1 protein-coding gene is annotated in these 518 nt (G+C 50.8%); it reads left to right on the top strand.

The annotated features are described in order from the left end of the window. Positions 1-24: 24 nt before the first annotated feature. The coding region (locus ACXIUA_RS11265; protein ID WP_457976888.1) for a Gp37-like protein at positions 25-518 on the top strand (494 nt) is incomplete at its 3' end.

Raw genomic sequence — 518 nt, forward strand, 5'->3', positions numbered from 1 at the left:
GTTCATCTCCCGCTCGATCATGAGATGTCGGAGATGTTGATGGATCCGGGGAAGTGGCCGACGAAGAGTATTTACATCACGTTCGATAAGGATGGCGCTCGGTGGTCGGGGCGTATCCAGACGTTAAAGGTGATCGAGGATTACAAGGGTGACCAGCAGGTCGAGTTGTACGCTCTGCACGACTATCACAAACTGCGTGAGTTGTTGGTTTGGGCTAACCCGTTTTTGCCTGCTGAGATTCAGTTTCCGAAGGCGTGGGTGTTGTTCGGTCCTGCTAGGTGGGCTGTTACAACTACGTTGTTCGTGAACTTGTTGCGTAAGAACAATAGTTTGTGGATGCTTCCGGACGATCCGCTCAATTTTAGGCAGTGGTTTAATCTGGATATGTCGAACTGGAGCATGGCGGTTAAGCCGGTGGAGTTCGGCAAGGATTCGTCTCTGACTTCTATCGTGCATTCGCGATTTAAGTCGTTCCACGATTGTGTTGCTCCGATCTTGGCGGATGCACAACTCACGAT

Source organism: Corynebacterium sp. UMB8791, from assembly GCF_054166365.1.